The sequence below is a fragment of the Streptomyces sp. NPDC004542 genome (assembly GCF_040610035.1).
GTDB lineage: Bacteria > Actinomycetota > Actinomycetes > Streptomycetales > Streptomycetaceae > Streptomyces.
Genome location: NZ_JBEXLP010000003.1, coordinates 170,454 through 187,882 on the forward strand (window position 1 = coordinate 170,454; position 17,429 = coordinate 187,882).

At 72.7% G+C, this 17,429-nt stretch carries 13 protein-coding genes and 3 pseudogenes; 8 read left to right on the top strand and 8 right to left on the bottom strand.

Annotated features, from left to right (window positions below):
* Positions 1-230: 230 nt before the first annotated feature.
* On the bottom strand, positions 231-1,157 hold the full coding sequence (gene mmuM, locus ABZX30_RS03385) for a homocysteine S-methyltransferase (RefSeq protein WP_355928211.1): 927 nt from the start codon (positions 1,155-1,157) through the stop codon (positions 231-233).
* A 126-nt stretch (positions 1,158-1,283) separates the two neighbouring features.
* On the opposite strand from mmuM, the gene ABZX30_RS03390 reads away from it, so the two are divergent.
* Positions 1,284-2,660 carry an amino acid permease gene (locus tag ABZX30_RS03390; RefSeq protein WP_355928212.1) on the top strand — a complete coding sequence of 459 codons (1,377 nt, stop codon included), beginning with the start codon at positions 1,284-1,286 and terminating at the stop codon, positions 2,658-2,660.
* Between the two features lie 113 nt (positions 2,661-2,773).
* Here the strand turns inward: ABZX30_RS03390 and ABZX30_RS03395 are convergent, their stop codons facing one another.
* A complete protein-coding gene (locus tag ABZX30_RS03395; RefSeq protein WP_355928284.1) occupies positions 2,774-4,867 on the bottom strand; it encodes an autotransporter in 2,094 nt (697 codons plus the stop codon).
* 190 nt (positions 4,868-5,057) lie between these two features.
* Here ABZX30_RS03395 and ABZX30_RS03400 point away from each other — a divergent pair, with 190 nt between their 5' ends.
* Together ABZX30_RS03400 and ABZX30_RS03405 are read left to right on the top strand one after the other, a co-directional pair.
* A complete protein-coding gene (locus tag ABZX30_RS03400) occupies positions 5,058-6,140 on the top strand; it encodes a glycoside hydrolase family 43 protein (RefSeq protein WP_355928214.1) in 1,083 nt (360 codons plus the stop codon).
* Position 6,141: 1 nt separating this feature from the next.
* Complete coding sequence (locus tag ABZX30_RS03405) at positions 6,142-7,554, top strand: RICIN domain-containing protein (RefSeq protein WP_355928216.1); 1,413 nt, start codon at positions 6,142-6,144, stop codon at positions 7,552-7,554.
* A gap of 15 nt (positions 7,555-7,569) precedes the next feature.
* Here the strand turns inward: ABZX30_RS03405 and ABZX30_RS03410 are convergent, their stop codons facing one another.
* The gene (locus tag ABZX30_RS03410) at positions 7,570-7,890 is read right to left on the bottom strand and encodes a hypothetical protein (RefSeq protein WP_355928217.1); all 321 of its coding nucleotides are present in this window, start codon (positions 7,888-7,890) and stop codon (positions 7,570-7,572) included.
* 188 nt (positions 7,891-8,078) lie between these two features.
* On the opposite strand from ABZX30_RS03410, the gene ABZX30_RS03415 reads away from it, so the two are divergent.
* The 5 genes from ABZX30_RS03415 to ABZX30_RS03435 all read left to right on the top strand — a co-directional run bounded on the left by ABZX30_RS03415 (position 8,079) and on the right by ABZX30_RS03435 (position 12,753).
* Positions 8,079-9,137 carry a rhamnogalacturonan acetylesterase gene (locus ABZX30_RS03415; RefSeq protein WP_355928219.1) on the top strand — a complete coding sequence of 353 codons (1,059 nt, stop codon included), beginning with the start codon at positions 8,079-8,081 and terminating at the stop codon, positions 9,135-9,137.
* Positions 9,138-9,210: 73 nt separating this feature from the next.
* Complete coding sequence (locus ABZX30_RS03420; RefSeq protein ID WP_355928220.1) at positions 9,211-10,998, top strand: DUF2264 domain-containing protein; 1,788 nt, start codon at positions 9,211-9,213, stop codon at positions 10,996-10,998.
* Entirely contained in the window at positions 10,995-11,363 is a 369-nt protein-coding gene (locus tag ABZX30_RS03425; RefSeq protein ID WP_355928223.1) for a VOC family protein, read from the top strand. Before ABZX30_RS03420 ends, ABZX30_RS03425 begins: the two co-directional genes overlap by 4 nt.
* 59 nt (positions 11,364-11,422) lie before the next feature.
* Positions 11,423-11,998: a hypothetical protein gene (locus tag ABZX30_RS03430; RefSeq protein WP_355928225.1), complete on the top strand. Its 576-nt coding sequence runs from the start codon at positions 11,423-11,425 to the stop codon at positions 11,996-11,998.
* Complete coding sequence (locus ABZX30_RS03435) at positions 11,995-12,753, top strand: isocitrate lyase/phosphoenolpyruvate mutase family protein (RefSeq protein ID WP_355928227.1); 759 nt, start codon at positions 11,995-11,997, stop codon at positions 12,751-12,753. The genes ABZX30_RS03430 and ABZX30_RS03435 overlap by 4 nt, the downstream gene beginning before the upstream one ends.
* A 27-nt stretch (positions 12,754-12,780) precedes the next feature.
* Here the strand turns inward: ABZX30_RS03435 and ABZX30_RS03440 are convergent.
* From ABZX30_RS03440 to ABZX30_RS03460, 5 genes and pseudogenes are all read right to left on the bottom strand, one after another.
* Positions 12,781-12,963: pseudogene (locus ABZX30_RS03440) on the bottom strand (hypothetical protein); the annotation flags it as partial.
* 121 nt (positions 12,964-13,084) lie between these two features.
* A pseudogene (locus ABZX30_RS03445) lies at positions 13,085-13,270 on the bottom strand (alpha/beta hydrolase); the annotation flags it as partial.
* Positions 13,263-13,847 carry a TetR-like C-terminal domain-containing protein gene (locus ABZX30_RS03450; RefSeq protein ID WP_355928230.1) on the bottom strand — a complete coding sequence of 195 codons (585 nt, stop codon included), beginning with the start codon at positions 13,845-13,847 and terminating at the stop codon, positions 13,263-13,265. The gene ABZX30_RS03450 and the pseudogene ABZX30_RS03445, both read right to left, overlap by 8 nt.
* Positions 13,848-13,907: 60 nt before the next feature.
* Positions 13,908-14,411, bottom strand: a pseudogene (locus tag ABZX30_RS03455) (ABC-2 family transporter protein); the annotation flags it as partial.
* A gap of 137 nt (positions 14,412-14,548) precedes the next feature.
* The gene (locus tag ABZX30_RS03460; RefSeq protein WP_355928233.1) at positions 14,549-17,428 is read right to left on the bottom strand and encodes a glycoside hydrolase family 2 TIM barrel-domain containing protein; all 2,880 of its coding nucleotides are present in this window, start codon (positions 17,426-17,428) and stop codon (positions 14,549-14,551) included.
* Position 17,429 lies beyond the last annotated feature (1 nt).

Here is a 17,429-nt window from a genome sequence, read left to right on the forward strand (position 1 = left end):
CGCGGTGCGGCTGGAGCGCGGTGCGCACGGGGGAGGCGGCCCGGACGCCGTCGTACCCGCTCGGCTGCGCGTCGCCGGGCACGCCGAGCCCCGCCTCGTGCGGTTACGGGTGAAGCCGTCGGGCAGCACAGGCGCGGCTCAGGACCGGCCGCCGGACCGCGGGCGCGGTGCGCGGCGAGGCGGCCGCGCTCACGGCCTGGCGCCGTGGCGCGGTCCGGCCCGCCGCCGGCTCAGACCGTGCCCAGCGCTCGCGCGATCGACGCGATCGCCTCCGGGCCCACCCGGCAGCAGCCGCCGATCAGCCGGGCCCCCGTCCTCCGCCAGCCCTCGACCTGCTCGGCGGTGAAGCTGGAACGGCCCTGCCAGGCGCGCGCCCCGGCGTCCCAGGCCTCGCCGCTGTTGGGGTAGACGACCACCGGCTTCCCCGTCACCCGGACCGCCGTCTCGACCGCGTGCTCCACGTCCTGCGGCGCGCAGCAGTTGACGCCGACCGCGATCACCTCGTCGGCGTCGGCGGCCAGGGCGAACGCCTCCTCCAGCGGTTGCCCGGCCCGGGTCCGCCCACCGTCGACGGTGTACGAAAGCCAGGCAGGTGTATCCAATCCGCGCACCGCCCGCAGCAGCGCCGCCGCCTCGTCCGCGTCCGGGACCGTCTCCAGGGCCAGCACATCGGGCCCGGCCGCCGCCAGCACCTCCAGGCGGGGCCGGTGGAAGCGCTCCAGCTCGGCCACGCTCAGCCCGTACCGCCCCCGGTACTCGGAGCCGTCCGCGAGCATCGCCCCGTACGGGCCGACGGAAGCCGCCACCCACAGCGGATGGGTGAGCCCCTTCGCACGGGCCCGCCGCGCCGCCTCCCGGGCCAGCTCCACGCTCAGAGTGAGCAGCCGGGCCGCGTCCTCCCGGGCGATCCCGCGCTTCGCGAAGCCCTCGAAGGTGGCCTGGTAGCTGGCGGTGATCGCCACGTCGGCGCCCGCCTCGAAGTAGGCGAGGTGCGCATCGACGACCGCGTCGGGCCGCTCGGCGAGCAGCCGCGCCGACCACAGCTCGTCGCTCAGGTCGTGCCCGGCGGACTCGAGCTGGTTGGACATGCCGCCGTCGAGCACGACGGTGCCGGCGGCGAGGGCTTCGGCGAGCGGGGCAGGGGTGTCGCTGGTCATGCCCCGACGCTAGTCCAAGCGGGTGCGGACAGCCGAGTGTGTCCAGTAAGTGAACAGATAGCCCACCATGTGGGATACCGGGTTACGATCGCGCCTCTCCCCGCCCCTGTGCACACCGGAACCGCCATGACTTCCCCCAGCCCCACCGAGACCACCCGACCGGAGCTCTCCCCGGCTCCGCGCCGCCGCCCCTTCGGCCTCGCCGCCGCCACCGCCCTCGTCATGGGCAACATCATCGGCGGCGGCATCTTCGCGCTGCCCGCGGCCGTCGCCCCGTACGGCACCGTCAGCCTGCTCGCCTTCCTCGTCCTGTCCGTCGCCGCCGTGCTGCTCGCGCTGCTCTTCGGCAGGCTGGCCCGGCGCAGCCCCGTCACCGGCGGGCTGTACGTCTACCCCCGCGACGCCTTCGGCCCCTTCGCGGGCTTCCTGTCGGCCTGGTCGTACTGGACGATGTGCTGGGTCAGCATCGCCGCCCTCGCGGTCGCCGTGGTCGGCTACGTCGACGTCCTCGTCCCCCTGCACGGCAACCACCTGGCGGAGGGCCTCGTCGCCCTCGCCGCGCTGTGGCTCCCCGCCGCCGCGAACTTCGCGGGCACCCGCTGGGTCGGCGCGGTGCAGATCGTGTCCACCGTGCTGAAGTTCGTACCCCTGCTGCTCGTCGCCACCGCCGGCCTGTTCTTCGTCGACACCGACAATTTCGGCCCCTTCAACGCCTCCGGCGGCAGCGTGCCCGGCGCCGTCGCCGCCTCCGCCGCGCTGCTGCTCTACAGCTTCCTCGGCGTGGAGTCGGCCGCCGTCAGCGCGGGCGAGGTCGCCGACCCCGAGCGCACGGTCGGCCGCGCGAGCGTCCTCGGCACCCTCGCCTCCGCCCTCGTCTACCTCCTCGGCACGGTGGCCGTCTTCGGCCTGGTCCCGCACGACAGGCTCGTGCACTCCGGTGCGCCCTTCGCCGACGCGGTGAACGCGATGACCGGCGGCCACTGGGGCGGCACCGCGATCGCCCTGGTCGCGGTCGCCTCCATCACCGGCTGCCTCAACGGCTGGATCCTGCTGGCCGCGCAGATGCCGTACGCCGCCGCCCGCGACGGACTCTTCCCGGTGCCGTTCGCCAGGACCGGCAAGGGCGGGGTGCCCGGCTTCGGCGTGTGGGCCTGCGCGGTCCTCGGCACGGTCCTGATCGCCCTCAACTACACGGCGGGCCCGGACACCACCTTCCGCGTTCTCGTCCTCGTCACCACCTTCACCGGCTGTGTCCCGTACCTGCTCTCGGCGGCGGCCCAGCTGTACTGGCTGGCCCGCGGCAGCAGGGAGCGCGTCCGCCCCGCCGGCCTCACCCGCGACCTGATCGTCGCCGCCCTCTCCTTCGCCTTCTCCTTCTGGCTGATCGCGGGCGCCGGCTACGCCGCCGTCTACCAGGGCGTGCTGTTCCTCTTCGCGGGCATCCCGGTCTACGTGTGGCTGCGCGGCCGGCGCGATCCGGCCACGGAGCAGGAGCCCGCCTAGAAATGCCCTGAAGATCTTGAAATCACGCCCGCCTTGCACCATTTCATCCTGATTGCCAACCACTGACAATCCGGTGCGAACCGTGCGGCCAGAGCAGGATCTTCAGCAGCCTTCTAGCCCGCGTGCCGCTCGCCCCGGCGTCGCTCCCCGCCCCGTCCGCGCACGCTCCCGGGGAACACCATGCCGCCCAGCAGGCCGAACGCGAGGACGTACGGCCACCAGCCGAAGGCCCCGGCCGCGCCCCTCGTGCTCCGGGTGCCGACCGCCCTCGGGCCGGCCTGCGCGGCCTCGGCGCGGGCGCCCGCCGCCGGGCCGTCCCCGACGGCGGTGAGGACGACGTCGTTGCCGTCGCCGCCCCGGTAGCTGATCCGGTAGACGGTGTCCGCCAGCTTCACCTCGGCACCCTCGCGCAGGCCGTCGAAGGCGCCGGTGGTCGGGGACGGACCCTGGTGGTCGACGACGGTGATCCGGGGCGCGGGGGCGCCGCCGGCCGCGGACATGTCCAGGGAACCGGCCAGCCGGAGTCCGCCCGCCACCTTCAACGGCCGCTCCCGCAGGACGAGTCCGCCCTTCTCCCGCTGGGTGTAGTCCCCCGTCACGGTCAGGCCCCCCGCCACCACACCGTCGTTCGTCACCGACCCCCTCACCGTGCCCAGGCCGGTCAGCGCCGTGGCCACCCGCAGGGGGGAGGGGCCCGTGTCCAGCCGCGCGTCGGCCGACGTGAGCCGGATCGCCTTGCTGCGGGTGAGGGTGGCCCCCGCGCGGAGGGCCAGGATGCCGCTGGTGACGGTGGTCCTGCCGGTGTACGCCACCTCGCCGCCGGTCAGGGTGAGGGGCGCGGCGCCCGACTGGGTGAGGGAGCCGCTGCCGCTGATCCGGGACAGGGTCAGCCCCGTGTACTTGTTGTTCAGGACGAGCGAGCCGTTGTCGACGATCCGGTAGCGGTCGCCGCTCGTGTACAGTCCGCCGTCGCCGCCGTACCTGCCGCTGCCCAGCCGCAGCACGGCGTTGTGCTCGATGGTCGTCGAGCCGTTGTAGTACTGGACGGCCGCGAAGGTGACGTCGTTGCCCTTCGTGCCCTTGATGACGACGTCGCCGGCGCCGGGCGCGGCGAGCGTGTCGTGGGAGGTGCCGCCGCCGATGGGGGCGCCCAGCGTGACGGGCCCGTCGTAGTCGAGGGCGAGCCGCGAACGGGAGCGTGCGGCCAGCAGGTTGACGTAGACGGTCTCGGCGGTGCCCGGCAGGAAGATCTCGTGCGTGGTGCCGTCGCCCCACTGGACGTCGGCGCCCTTGATGTCGGTACCGCGCCTGCCGGCGTTCTTCCGCACGGGCATCCAGTTCAGGGCGGGGTCGCTGAGCGAGGGGTCGGTGTCGCCACCCCGGTCCGACCAGCCGTACCGGCCGGTGAGGACCACCTTGCCGCCCGGCCGGGACCGCACGTCGATGCCGCCGCCGTCCTCGCGCTGGTAGAAGTCCATCCCCAGGGTCACGGTCCGTCCCGGCGGGGCGTCGACGGTCCACGTGCCCTGGTTGAGGACCTTGCGCACGTTCGGCAGCGAGGTCGCGTACTCCGGCCGGCCGGCGTTCAGCCCGGTGCCGTTGTCGATCACCCCGGAGAAGGGGTGGGCACCGGACAGGTCCCAGGTGCCCTGGAGGAACCTCTGCTGGGTGATCAGACCGGAGCCGCTGATGGTGCCCAGGTTGTAGGCGCCCCTGAGGGAGAGCCGCAGGGTGCCGTCGACCCGGATGTTGTCCTGGTTGAGGCGGAACGCCGGGATGCCGTAGGGGAAGTGGCCGATCAGACCGGTCGTGCCGCCGTTTCCGTACTGCAGGGTCGCCCCGCGCTCGACCGTGACCGCCGGCGGGTCCGGGTGGGTGACGGTGACGTACGGGTGGCCGCCGTCCGGCGTCCTCACCACCTGCCGCTGCCGGGACCTCGGCAGGGTGAAGTCGCTGTCCCTGGTCAGGACCAGCGTGCCACGGCCGCGGACGGTGAGGGTGCCCGCGCCGTGGAAGACGCCGTCGTACGTCGTGGTCCCGGCGGGCACGGTGACCACGGTGTCGCCGTCGAGCGTGACGTCCCGTCCCGCGAGCACGTCGGCGGTGGCGTCACGGGCGGCGGCCGCGGCCGGGGGAGCGCCGATCATGAGGGCGACCGCCGCGAGGGCGCCGACGGCCGCTGCTGTCCTGTGGGTATGGCTGTGCACGTACGGGGAGACGGACGGGAGGGCGGGCGATAACAAGAAATCCGCTCTTGCTTCGGAAATCGCTTGCCCCCGTCCCGTCGGACCCGTTGACCCCGCCCTGACTCACCCTTACCTTTTCGGCGTTCGTAATCACAGATGGTGTTCGTGATCTCGAACACATTCACGTCTCCCCCACCGAGAGGCAGTCCGCATGAGCCGCGATCACGACCTGCCCCGAGTCCCCGGCCGCCGAGCGGTACTGAAGGGCGCCGCGGCCGGTGTCGCCCTGACCGCCGTGTCCGGCGCCCACGCCGCGTCCGCCGCGTCCGCGCCCCGGCAGGCGGCCCCGTACGTGAACCCCCTCGTCCCCCGGCGCGCCGACCCCCACATCACCCGCCACACCGACGGCCGCTACTACTTCACGGCCACCGTCCCCGAGTACGACCGCATCGTCCTGCGCCGCTCCCGCACCCTGGGCGGCCTCACCACCGCCCCCGAGTCGGTGATCTGGCGGGCGCACGCCACCGGCCCGATGGGCGCGCACATCTGGGCGCCGGAACTGCACCACGTCGACGGCAGGTGGTACATCTACTTCGCCTCCGCGCCCGCCGAGGACGTGTGGGCGATCCGCATCTGGGTCCTGGAGAACGCCCACCCCGACCCCTTCAAGGGCACCTGGACCGAGAAGGGCCAGATCAAGACGGCCTGGGAGACCTTCTCCCTGGACGCCACCACCTTCACCCACCGCGGCACCCGCTACCTCGCCTGGGCCCAGCACGAGCCCGACACGGACAACAACACCGCACTGTGGCTGTCGGAGATGTCCGACCCCTGGACCCTGACGGGACCTCAGATCCGGCTCTCCACGCCCGAGTACGACTGGGAGTGCGTCGGCTACAAGGTCAACGAGGGCCCGTACGTCCTGCAGCGCAACGGACGCGTCTTCCTGACCTACTCCGCCAGCGCCACCGACTACCACTACTGCGTCGGCATGCTCACCGCCGATGCCGGCGCCGACCTCATGGACCCGGCGAACTGGTCCAAGTCGCCCGCCCCGGTCTTCACCAGCAACGACACCACCCGGCAGTACGGCCCCGGCCACAACTGCTTCACGGTCGCCGAGGACGGCCGCACCGACGTCCTCGTCTACCACGCCCGCCAGTACAAGGAGATCACCGGCGACCCGCTCGACGACCCCAACCGCCACACCCGGATCCAGAAGCTCGGCTGGCACCCGGACGGCACACCGGACTTCGGCGTCCCCGTCGCCGACACCGTGAACGGAAGTGTGTGAGATGAGACGTGTCCAGGCGATCCTCCTGGCCCTGTGCTGCGCCCTCGCCGCGGCACTCGCCACCGCCGGGCCCGCCCAGGCGGCGGCCGAAACAGTCCCCAACGGCCTCCAGTTCACGGACACCTCGGGCTCCGCCCTGCACGCCCACGGCGGCGGTGTCCTCAAGGTCGGGTCCTATTACTACTGGTTCGGCGAGGACCGCAACTCCGACAACACCTTCCGGTACGTGGACGCCTACCGCTCCACCGACCTCAAGAGCTGGGAGTTCCGCGGCCACGTCCTCAGCCAGTCCAGCGCCTCGGAGCTGGCCACCGCCTACATCGAGCGGCCCAAGGTCATCTACAACGCCTCCACCGGCAAGTTCGTCATGTGGATGCACAAGGAGAACGGCACCGACTACAGCGAGGCCCGCGCCGCCGTCGCCGTCTCCGACACGGTCGACGGGACCTACGCCTACCAGGGCAGCTTCCGCCCGCTGGGCCAGTACATGTCCCGGGACATCACCACGTTCACCGACACGGACGGCACCGCCTACATGGTCTCCGCCGCCAACGAGAACTACGACCTGCACATCTACAAGCTCACCGCCGACTACACCGGCATCGACAGCCTGGTCGCCAACCCCTGGCCGGGCGGCCACCGCGAGGCCCCGGCGCTGTTCAAGCGCGGCGGCGTCTACTTCATGCTGACCTCCGGCGCGACCGGCTGGAGCCCCAACCAGCAGAGCTACGCCACCGCGACCTCCCTCGCCGGTCCGTGGACGTCGATGACCAACGTCGGCGACTCCACGGCCTACGGATCGCAGACCGCATACGTTCTTCCCGTACAGGGGACGTCCGGCACGTCGTACCTGTACATGGGCGACCGCTGGGGCAACTCCTTCGGCGGCACCGTCAACGACTCCCGCTACGTGTGGCTGCCGCTGGCGTTCCCGACCTCCACCACGATGTCCATGTCCTGGTACCCGGAGGTCACCGTCGACACGGCCGCCGGGACGGTCACCGGGACCGCCGCCACGTACAACACGCTCATCGCCCGGCACAGCGGCAGGTGCGCCGACGTCACCAGCCAGTCGCTGTGGCAGGGGGCCCAGATCAAGCAGTACGACTGCAACGGCGGCAGCAACCAGAAGTACTGGTTCAGGTCGGCCGGCAGCGGCTACTACCAGCTGGTGGTCAGGAACAGCTCCCTGTGCGTACAGGAGAACGCCTCCACCGTCACCCAGGAGAACTGCAGCGACTCGGCCACCGGCCAGCAGTGGTCGCTGACCGCGTCCGGCTCCTACGTGACCGTCAAGGCCCGTGCCACCGGCGAGTGCCTGGACGTGTCCGGCGCGTCCACCGCCAACTCCGCCGCGATCATCACGTACACCTGCAACGGAGGGACCAACCAGCAGTGGACGCGCGGCACGTGACAGGCCGCGGGCGGCTCAGGCCAGCAGGTCGATCGCGTCGACCGAGGTGCCCGCGCTGAGGTGGGACGTCGTCCCCGAACCGCTCACCACGTAGATCTTCAGCGTGTTGCAGGCACCGGTGTCCGTCGTCCATGCGGACGCGGCGCCGGTGCCGACGACGTGGTTCGAGCCGCCGTAGCCGTAGCCGTAGCCGTAGCCGTAGCCGTAGCCGTAGCCGAAGCCGGCCGCGGACGCGGGGGCCGCGAGCGGTCCGGCGAGGGCGGCCGAACCGGCGGCCGCGGCCGTGCCGAGGACGAAGGCGCGGCGTCCGACCGGTCTGCTCCCGGATCCGGACATGGGGGTGCCTCCTTCGGAGGGGTGGGGGTGCGGTGCCAGGCAGGGTGACAGTTGAATCGATCTCGCGAAAGGGCTTTCACAGAGGGGGAGTTGGCATCCCTGTGAAATCCGTCCAAGGACTAGAAAGCGCTTGTCATGAGCGGTACGGTCCAGCCGCCAGGTATGTCGCCGTGACGGAGGAGTCAGAAGTGAGACGTTTCACCGGTGTGCGTACGGCCGCGCTGGCGGCGCTGACGCTGGCGGCCGTGCTGCCGGCCGCGCCCGCCCATGCCCATGCCCACGACCGGCAGCCGATCCTCGGCCTCGAGAACTGCACCGCCACCGCCTGCCACTTCGACGTCCCGCCCGGCACCTACGACGTGAAGGTGGTCCTCGGCGGCGCCACGGCGTCGAGCACGGCCGTCACCGGCGAGACCCGGCGCTCCCTGCTCCCCGAGACCGCCGTCGCCGCGGGTGAGCACGTCACCCGCGCCTTCACCGTGAACGTCCGCACCCCCGAGGGCGAGCCCACCGGCGCCGACGGAACGCCCGGTCTCGACCTGGTGCTCGGCGGCTCGGCACCCGCCCTGGCCGGCATCACGGTCACCCCCGCCCGGCACCCCCGCCAGATCATCCTCGTCGGCGACTCCACGGTCTGCGACCAGCCCGGCGACCCGTACTCCGGCTGGGGCCAGCAGCTCCCGCAGTACCTCGGCAGGGGGTTGTCCGTCGCCAACTACGCGGACTCCGGGGAAAGCACGGTCACCTATCTGCAGAACCCTCAGCTGTGGGCCACCGTCCAGCCGCTGATCCGTCCCGGCGACCTGGTGCTGATCCAGTTGGCCCACAACGACAAGACGACGGATGAGACGACGTACCGGGGGAACCTGGAGAAACTGGTGGCGGGTGTGCGTGAGAAGGGCGGTGAACCGGTCCTCGTCACCCCGATCGTGCGCCGCTGGTTCAACGCCGACGGCACCCTGAACAACGACACGGCCCTGCTGGTCAACGGGCTCGGCGTCAACCACCCGGAGGTGATCCGCCAGGTCGCCGCCGCCGAGGACGTCCCGCTGATCGACCTCACCGCGAAGACCAAGGCGCTGGTGGAGTCGCTGGGCCCGGAGGGGTCCAAGGCGGTGTACCTGTACAACGAGAAGAAGGACAACACGCACACTTCCGTACACGGTGCCACGGTCTACGCCGGCCTGGTCCGCGACGAACTCCTCGCCCTGCACCTGGTGCCCGAGGGCAAGGTGCGGGTGGGATGAGACCCTGGGGCGCCCCGACCGGAACCGGGGCGTCCCAGGCCCCGCCTCCCCGGGCCCGCCTGGAAGGAACCTGATGCGCCCGCCCGCCGACGACCGCGCCCTCAGCCCCCGCACCGGTCTGAGCCGTGCGCACTGGGAGGCCGCCGCCGACTCCCTGCTCGCCGCCGTGGAGCCGTACGCCACCCCCGACCGCGCCCTGTACTTCCTGCCCGGCGAGCGGGAGAGCTGGTCGGGCCGTCTCTCCGACGGCCTGGAGGGATACGCCCGCACCCTCCTGCTGGCCGCCTTCCGCCGCGACGAGACCGCGCTCGGCCGCTACGCCGAGGGCCTCGCCGCGGGCACCGCCGGCGCCTGGCCCCGCATCGAGGACCGCAGCCAGCCCCTGGTGGAAGCCGCCTCCATCGCGCTCGCGCTGCGCCTGACCCGCCCGCTGCTGTGGGACCGCCTGGACGACGCCGTACGGCAGCGCGCGGCCAACTGGCTCGGCGACGCGCTCACCGCCGAACCCTGGCCGTGCAACTGGGAGTTGTTCCCCGTCACCGTGGGCGGGTTCCTCGCCGCGATCGGCCACGAGCCCGACGCCGCCCGCGAGGCCGTCGACCACGGCCTGCAGCGCATCGAGCAGTGGTACGTCGGCGACGGCTGGTACACCGACGGCGACGGCCGCAAGTTCGACTACTACAACGGCTGGGCCATGCACCTCTACCCGGTGCTGCACGCCTGGCTCGCGGACGACCCCCTCCTGCTCGACCGCTACGGACGCCGCCTCGAGACCCACCTCGCCGACTACGCTCGCCTGTTCGGCGCCGACGGCGCCCCGATGCACCAGGGCCGTTCCCTCACCTACCGCTTCGCGACGACGGCCCCGCTGTGGCTGGGCGCGCTCACCGGACGCACACCGCTGACGCCGGGGGAGACGCGCAGGCTCGCGTCGGGAGCGCTGAAGTACTTCCTGGACCGGGGAGCGGTCGACGAGCGGGGGCTGCTGACCCTCGGCTGGCACGGCCCCGACGAGGCGGTCCTCCAGAACTACTCGGGGCCCGCCTCGCCGTACTGGGCGAGCAAGGGCTTCCTCGGCCTGCTCCTCCCCCCGGACCACGAGGTGTGGACGGCGGCCGAGGAACCCGGCCCGGCGGAGCGCGCGGACGCGGTGACCCCGGTCGCCGCCCCCAACTGGCTTCTCCAGTCGACGCGTTCGGACGGCCTGGTCCGCCTGCACAACCACGGCAGCGAGGACCGCCGCTACGACCCTTACTACACGCGGCTCGCCTACTCCACCGCGACGGCGCCCGCCGGCTCCCACGGCGGCTCCCCGGACAACAGCGTGATCGTGGGCGGCGACGCGAGCCGCACGGACATCGTGCCGCTGGGCGTCGGGGACGGCTGGGCCGCCTCCCGGCACACCGTCCGGGACGGGATCACGGTGACCAGCCTGGTGGTGGCCGAGGGGGCGGCCGAGGTGCGGGCGCACCTGGTGGCGGGAGCGGCACCCGGGACGCCGGTGCGGGTGACCGGCTGGGCGGCACCGCAGGGCGTACGGGCCGAACTCACCCCGGCCGTGGGCCTGTCGGCGGACCTCGAGGGAGCGACGGGCGAGGAGGCGACCCTCTTCGTCGCCCTGACCCGTCTCACCGCCGAGGCGGAGCCCCCGCACCTGGCGGACCTGGTGGCCGTGGAGGTACGGGGGGAGCACGAGCTCACCGTCCGCTGGGCGGAAGGCCCGCCGGAGGTCTTCCGGTTCACGGCGCCGGACGGGCGCTCAACGGGCCCGGGATGGTCGGTGACAGCGGGCCCCGGCCCGGCGGGGTGGCCGAAATCCGCTCGCCCGGCCGACGGGCGCGCACCAGAATCACACCCATGACGTCCACGATCCGTCACATCACGGTCGACAGCGCGGACGCCCACGCGCTCGCGACCTTCTGGTCCCGGGTCCTGGACCTGCCCGTGCACGAGGACGACCGGCCGGGTGACGAGGAGGTGCTGATCGAGGGCGCGGGTCTGCTCTTCGTCACCGTGCCGGACGCCAAGACCGTCAAGAACCCTGTGCACCTCGACCTCCAGCCGCAGGACCGCACCCGCGACGCCGAGGTCGAGCGGCTGCTCACCCTCGGCGCCACGCCGGTCGGCGACCGGCGCGGGGAGGACGGCACGGGCTGGGCGGTCCTCGCCGACCCGGAGGGCAACGAGTTCTGTGTGGAGCGCAGCGCGGGCGAACGCACCCCGTAGGAGGCCCGGCGCCGACACTTCGGCCGGCACCAAAGAGATCCGCGCCTAGCGTGCGGAGCATGACCGACACCGCAACCGCCGCCGTGCCTGACACGGCATCCGCCGCCGCGCCCGACAACACGCCCGCCGCCGCGCCCTACATCACGCCCGCAGCCGTGCCCGCCGCCGCACCCGGCACGGCACTCGCCCGGTCCGTCATCGCCATGGTCGACCACGTTCTCAGCCTGGCCGCCACCTGGACCGCCTGGGACGGCACCCCCGCCCGCGCCGACGGCCGCGACCACACCCCGCACAAGGCGATCCGCCGGGTCGCCGACCACCTGGTCGACCACCTGGCGGAACTGGAGTCCCGGCTGGCGGGCGCGGAACCCCAGCCCGACCACTGGCACGCCTCCGCGATCACCACCGCCGCCGATCTCGCGCCCTTCACGGCCGAGGACCTCGACGAGGCCCGCAGCCGCCTCACTCGTCTCGCCCGCATCTGGGCCCACCGCCTGGACACGCTGACCGGCGAGCAGCTCGACGCCTCGCCCGGCGAGGGCTGGAGCTTCCGTGAACTCGCCCACCACCTGATCGAGTCCACCTACTACGCCGACGCCGTAGGCGACCTGTCGCGACAGCCGTGCCGGTCATGACAGGGTTCGCCGGGCTGCACCGCCGGGGCGAGCCCCTGCTCCTGCCCAACGCCTGGGACCACGCCTCGGCGGCGGCCCTCGCGGCCCGGGGCTTCGCCGCGATCGGCACCACCAGTCTCGGCGTCGCGGCCGCGGCGGGACTGCCCGACGGCGCCGCCGCCACCCGCGAGGACACTCTGCGGCTCGCCCTCACCCTCGGCAGCGGGCCGTTCCTGCTGACCGTGGACGCGGAGGGCGGCTTCAGCGACGACCCCGACGAGGTGGGGGAGCTGGCGAGTGAGCTGTGGGCCGTCGGCGCCGCCGGGATCAACCTGGAGGACGGCAACGGCCCGGCCGGCCGGCTCGCGGCGAAGATCGCGGCGGTGAAGTCGGCGGCACCCGGCCTCTTCGTGAACGCGCGCACCGACACGTACTGGCTGGCCGACGGCGAAGGCACGGAGGCACGCCTGGACGCCTATCAACAGGCGGGAGCCGACGGCGTGTTCGTCCCGGGCCTCACCGACCCTCGGCGGATCACCGCGCTGGTACGGCACCTCGACGTCCCCCTCAACGTCCTCTGGTCGCCGGCCGGGCCCACCGTCAGCCACCTCGCCGGCCTCGGGGTGAGCCGGGTCAGCCTCGGCTCCCTGCTCTACCGCCGCGCGCTGGGCGCCGCGCTCGACGCGATGGCCGACATCGCCGACGGGCGCACACCGCCGGGGACGACGCCCTCGTACGACGCCGTACAGGCGCTGGCGCGCCGGCCGGACCGATAGCGACCGCACCGGCTCGTTCGACCGCCCGGCACAGCCCTCCGGACCGCCCTCGCCCGAGGCGAGTTCGGCGATCAGCTCCAACAGCCTCTCGTGCGCCCCGAGTTCCGCGACCACCGCACGGGCGGCACCCACCGCGTCGTGCTCGGTCAGCTCACCGTCCAGCGTCTCGGCCAGCAGCCGCCGTGCCGCCAGGACCTGCCGACCGCCCATGCACCGGTACGGGTCTCGCGGCCTGGCTGGCGGCGGCCCTGCTCAGGGCGCGCTCCGCCCGGCCGGCCGGTCCGCTCCGGTGACCTTACGGGCGGCGACCGCCTCACCCGGTCCGTGCCGGCCGCTGGTCGGCGACCGGGGCCCCGAGCCGTCCGTGGGCGAGGCCGAGCGGGTCGTACGTCACCACCGAGAACCGCTCGGCCAGCCGTTCGGTGACCGGGCCGAGCCCCATCGGATGCCCGGCCCCGCCGGGGACGACGAGCAGGACGGGCCCGCTGCCGGTGACGTCGTAGTACGGCTCAGTCACGGCTGTCCCTCTCCCGGGGCCAGTGCGCGAGGGCGACGTGCAGGGCGTCGATCGCGCGGTCCCAGGAGGCCCGCACGTCACGGGCGGCGCCGAAGCCGCCGGCGGACTCCAGGGCGCAGTAGCCGTGGAAGGTGCTGCGCAGCAGGCGCACCGCGTCCGTGAGGTCGGGCTCCTCGAGGCCGTAGGCGCGCAGCATGCCGTAGGTGACCTCGGCGGTGCGGCGCATCGCGGGGGAGCCGGCCACGAGGTCCTGGTCGATGCGGATCTGGGTGGCGGCGTACCGGCCGGGCCGCTCGAGGGCGTACTCCCGGTACGCCCCCGCGAAGGCGGCCAGCGCCTCCTTCCCGGCCCGGCCGGCCACGGCCGCCGCGATCCGGTCGACCAGTTCGGCACCCGCGAACAGCGCGAGCCGGGTGCGCAGGTCCTGCAGATTTCTGACGTGCGAGTACAGGCTCGCGTCCTTCACGCCGAAGCGGCGGGCCAGCGCCGACAGGGTGACGTTCTCGAACCCCGCCTCGTCGGCGAGCTCGGCCGCGGCCGCCACCAGGCGGTCGGCGGTGAGTCCGGCACGAGCCATACGACACCTCCTAGGTTGCCTAGGCGCAATCCTAGGACATCTAGGTTGGGTCGCCCGCCGTCATCCGTTCACCCCCGTGTAGTGGCCGAGGCTCCATCGCCACAGCCACCGGGACAGCAGGTACGCGACGGCACCGAGCAGCGGCGACGCGGCGGCCAGCCAGTACGGGGCCCCGGCGTGGTGGCCGTGGCCGGTGAGCACCGCCGCCGGGAAGTACGCGACGAACGCGAGGGGCAGGCCGTAGGCCAGGAAGCCGCCCACCGCCCTCGGCAGCACGTTCAGCGGGTAACTGCCGAAGGTGCCGAGCAGTTCCTCCAGCCAGTGGCCCCAGTAGCCGGCCGCCGGAAAGCGCAGCGAGGCCGCGGCGACCACCGTGAACAGGGCCGCCTCCAGGAGCATTCCGCCGAGGACGGCCGCGATCAGGTAGGTGATCCGGCCGGCCGTCCAGTCCAGATGACTGCGGCCCAGGGCGCCCGCCATCAGCCCCGCGGCCACCGTCAGGTCACCGATCGCGTTGGTGGGGAAGAACTGCAGCTGGATCTGGCGGTGCACCGGCATCGGCCGAGTGGGTAAGGCGGGAGGGCAGGGCGGAAGAGGGGGATGGGACAAGCCCACACCCGCGTACGCCACCGACGCCACTGGTTTTACGGGCGCGGAGTCGTACGCGGGCGTGGGCCGGTACGCGGGGGTCTGATCCCGATTCAGGACACGGCGGCCTGCGAGAAGACGAAGGAGAACTCGGCGGGCTCGGCGAGCAGGTGGTACCGCGGCAGCGGGCCCGGGCCGCAGGACGCGGTGCCGATGCCGTGCTGGCCGTGGTCGAGGTGGACCCACACGGTCTCACCCGGGGTGAGGTCGGTGCGGTGGGCGGCGGCGTCCAGCTGCTCGGTGGTCCAGCGCCGGGCGCTGAAGAAGAACTCCGGGTTGCCCTCGACGCGCAGTCCGCCGAGTTCCGCCCAGCGGACGTCGGCGCGGGCGCCGTTCTCCTGCGGACGGACATACGGTGTCTGCATGCCGTCGACCGTCGACTGCCAGCGGCCGACCATCGACGCCGCCCGGGTGTCCGGATACGCCTCGCCGGGACCGCCGCCGAACCACCTCACCGCGTCGGTGTCCGCACCGGACAGCCCGAAGCGGATGCCGAGCCGGGGCAGCGGCACCGTCCAGTCGCCCTCCGGCGTCACCGACACGGTCAGCCGCAGCCGCTGTCCGTCGGACGTCCACCGGTACACCGTGGACAGGCCCACCTCCCAGGCGGCCGGCGCCACCCGAGTGCGCACGGTGAGCGCGTCGTCGCCCACCTCCACCGCGTCGAGTCGGTGCCGCATCCGGTGGAGGCCGAGCTTGCGCCACACCTCGGCGTGGCGGATGTCGGTCTGCCAGGCGGCGCCGTCGTCGTTGTCGGTGGTCGCCCGCCACACGTCGAGGCGCAGCCCGGTGACCTCCACCCCGCCCAGCGACCTGAGCGCTCCGGTGCGGGCGTCGAAGGAGCCCGGCCCCAGGGTGATCACCCGGTCACCGGACACCGGTCCGGCGGTCGCGGCGACGGACGGTGCCTGCCGGGCGGAGACGGCGCACTGTCCCCACGCCACCACATGGCCCTTCGGCCCCCAGGCGGTGTCGGCGGCGAGCAGCGCCCGTACCGTCCACCGCGTCTCACCGTTCTCCGCGCGGGGTGTGGCGGGCGGTTCCGGCAGTTTCACCTCGGCCGACCCGCCCGGTGCGAGCACGGGCACGGACAGCGAGCCCGACTCGACCGTCTCGCCGTCGACCTGGAACGCCCACTCGAAGGCCAGCGCGGACAGGTCGGCGAAGTCGTACCGGTTGGTGATCCGCACCGTCCCGTCGGCCAGGTCGCCCTCGATCCGGACCGGCTCGATCACCTTCTTGAACTCGACCAGGCCGGGGGAGGGCCGCCGGTCGGGGAAGAGCAGCCCGTCGCAGACGAAGTTGCCGTCGTGCAGTTCCTCACCGAAGTCGCCGCCGTACGCGAAGCCGTACCGCTCGTCCTTGATGCCGTGGTCGATCCACTCCCAGATGAAGCCGCCCTGGAGCCGGTCGTACGACTCGAAGATCCGCTGGTAGTCGGCGATGCCGCCGGGGCCGTTGCCCATGGCGTGCCCGTACTCGCAGAGGATGAAGGGCAGTTCGCGGCGCTTGTGCGTGCCTCCGTCCAGCTTCCGGCCGATCCGCTCCACCTCGGCGTGATCGGCGTACATCCGTGAGTACATGTCCGTGTCACGGCAGTCGATGTCGCCCTCGTAGTGCACGAGGCGGGATGCGTCCCGGCCGTGGATCCATTCGGCCATGGCGGTCAGGCCGCGGCCGGTGCCGGCCTCGTTGCCGAGGGACCAGATGACGACGGACGGGTGGTTCTTGTCGCGCTCCACCATGCGGGCGGCGCGGTCCAGCAGCGCCGGGGTCCAGCGGTCGTCGTCGACGGGGTTGTCCCGCCAGGCCTGCTCGGTGAAGCCGTGCGTCTCCAGGTCGCACTCGTCGATCACCCACAGCCCGTACTCGTCGCACAGGTCCAGGAAGGCCGGGTGCGGCGGGTAGTGGGAGGTGCGGACGGCGTTGATGTTGTGCCGCTTCATCAGCAGCACGTCCTCGCGCATGGTCTCCAGGTCGAGGGCACGGCCCTTCTCCGGGTGCCATTCGTGGCGGTTGACGCCCTTGAACAGCACCGCCTTCCCATTGACCTTGATCAGGCCGCCGGCCAGTTCGACCGTGCGGAAGCCGATGCGCAGCGGCACCCGCTCCCCCTCGGTGGCGAGCACGCCGTCGTACAGCCTCGGCGTCTCCGCCGACCACGGCTCGACCGGCACCGTCACGGATTCGCCGGTCGCGACGTCGATACCGAGGTCCGGCACGGTGACCCGGCCGTCCACGTCGGAATCGACGCGCAGGGTGCCCTCTGCCGAGACGTGGTCGTAGGAGGCGTGGACGAAGTGGTCGAGGACGGCACCGGCCGGCCGGTGCAGGAGGGTGACGTCACGGAAGATGCCGGGCAGCCACCACTGGTCCTGGTCCTCCAGGTACGAGCCGGCCGACCACTGGTGGACCCGGACGGCCAGTACATTGCCGGCCGTCTTCAGCAGATGGCCGACCGCGAACTCGTGCGGCAGCCGGGATCCCTTGAACTCGCCGATGTCGGTGCCGTTCAGCCACACCCGGGCGCAGGACTCCACGCCGTCGAAGCGCAGGACCGCCCCGCCCTTCTCGAGGTCCCAGTCCCCGGGCAGGTCGAAGACGCGCAGATGGTCGCCGGTCGGGTTCTCGGTCGGCACGCGGGGCGGGTCGACCGGGAACGGGTAGAGGTGGTTGGTGTAGATGGGGGAGCCGTGTCCCTGGAGCACCCAGTGGCCCGGTACCGACACCTCCGCCCAGCCGTCGGCGTCGTACCCCGGCTCGGCGAAGGCGTCGTCCTCGGCGTCCGCCGTCGCCGACAGACGGAACCGCCAACTGCCGTTCAGGGAGAGAGATCTGGCATCCGAGGCGGCGTACCGGGCGCGCGGCGGCAGTGCCCCGTCGCCGGGTGAGACGTCCTCGACGTAGTCGACGGCTGTGGTGCGCAAAGACATC